Annotated in this window: 1 protein-coding gene; it reads left to right on the forward strand. The window is 69.7% G+C overall.

Features of this window, described 5'->3' with window-relative positions:
- The first annotated feature begins 329 nt into the window (after positions 1–329).
- The gene (locus ACO1BU_RS37135; RefSeq protein WP_424140867.1) at positions 330–1,673 is read left to right on the forward strand and encodes an Nramp family divalent metal transporter; all 1,344 of its coding nucleotides are present in this window, start codon (positions 330–332) and stop codon (positions 1,671–1,673) included.
- The last annotated feature ends 80 nt before the right edge of the window (positions 1,674–1,753 follow it).

The following is a 1,753-nucleotide window of genomic DNA, read 5'->3' on the forward strand; positions in this document are numbered from 1 at the left end:
AGTACCATCCCGACCTGATTGACGGCACGTCAGAGCCAATGCGCCACGCCGTTGATCCTGAGTGCGACCTCATCCAGGTGCCACCTGTCACGGGCTCGCGCCATCCGGCGGCGGACCCAACTGGCAGGAACCTGGCCGAACTCGCGGCCCCAAGCCGCATTGCTTCGTACCTGACCACGATGCCCGGCGAAGCTGGGCGAGACTGGGCGCGATCATCCCCCGACTACCCTGAGGTGGACCGATCGGGCAAGCTGACACGTGGCCAACTGTCGTTGCCAAGCCATGGCCCGCACTCAGCAGCACCATCGTAGGCTCGAGGAGCAGCATCAATGAAGACTGCGATGAGAGGGCCGCGTGCGAAGGTGCGTGGACACAGGCATGGCGCCCAGCCGGCCCAGCCTGACCCGACTCCGCGCGGAATCCTGCGGCGGCTCGGCCCTGGGCTGGTGACGGGGGCGGCGGATGACGACCCCTCGGGAATCGCGACCTACAGTCAGGTGGGCGCCCAGGCCGGCTTCGCGCTGGGCTGGACGATGGTGTTCTCCTACCCGCTGATGATCGCGGTGCAGGAGGCCTGCGCGCGGATCGGCTTCGCCACCGGCCGGGGCATCGCGGAGAACCTGCGGAGGACGGCGCATCGGCCGGTGCTCTACGGCGCGGTGCTGCTGCTGCTCGCGGCCAATCTCCTGAATCTCGCGGCCGATCTGAGTGCGATGGCAGCGGCGGCGCGGATGGTGCTGGGCGGTCCGGTATGGGCCTGGCTGGCCGGCTTCGCCGTGTTCAGCATCGGGGTGCCGACGGCTCTGTCCTATGCGCGCTATGCTGCCGTGTTGAAATGGCTCTGCATCGTGCTTGCGGCCTATCCAGCCGTGGTGCTGACTGTGCGGCTGGACTGGGGGACGGCGTTGGCGAGTGCGGCTTGGCCGCACCTGCCGGGGGGCATTGAATCGCTGATGGCGCTGGTCGCGGTACTCGGTACGACGATCAGTCCCTATCTCTTCTTCTGGCAGTCGGCGCAGGAGGTCGCGGGGCGCAAGGCGGAGGGGTTCCACCGCGGCCGCGTGCCGCGCGGCGAACTGCGGGAGGCACTGGCACGGATCCGGATGGACACGCTCGTGGGCATGGCCGTGTCGAACCTTGTCGCGCTCTGCATCATCTGGGCCGCGGCGATGACGCTGCACGCCGCCGGGCAGACGGATGTTGGCACAGCCGAAGAGGCAGCAGCGGCGCTCCGGCCGGTAGCGGGAGGGGCGGCCGTGCTTGTCTTCGCGCTAGGGATTGTCGGGACGGGGCTGCTGGCCGTGCCGGCGCTGGCGGGCTCGATGGCCTACGCCGTCGCGGAGACCTTCGGATGGCGCACCGGGCTCGATCGCAAGCCGCTGGGCGCGCCGGCCTTCTATGCGGCCATGGCCGTGGCGGTGCTGGTCGCGGCCGGGATGGGGCTGTTCGGGCTCGACCCGATTCGAGCGCTGTACTGGAGCAGCGTGGCCAATGGATTGCTCGCGCCGCCCTTGATGGCGGTGGTGATCCGCATGGCGAGCAACGAGCGGCTGATGGGCGCCGCCGTGCTTCCGACCTGGCTGCGCAGGCTGGGCTGGGCTGCTACGGCCGCGATGACCGCGGCGGCGGTGGCCCTGCTGGGCAGTTGGGTGCTGCTGGCCGTCCGGCTGTGAGGCCTCCTTAGCTGTTTCACCGACGTAACGCGTGCGCGATGTGGATCCGCTCCCCATTCGCCCCCTCGCCAGCGCCGCGG

The organism is Roseomonas chloroacetimidivorans (genome assembly GCF_049629625.1).
GTDB lineage: Bacteria > Pseudomonadota > Alphaproteobacteria > Acetobacterales > Acetobacteraceae > Roseomonas > Roseomonas chloroacetimidivorans.

Bases quoted from the DNA above. Each gene is read 5' to 3' on its own strand.
- ACO1BU_RS37135 (WP_424140867.1), top strand. From the start codon at position 330: ATGAAGACTGCGATGAGAGGGCCGCGTGCGAAGGTGCGTGGACACAGG.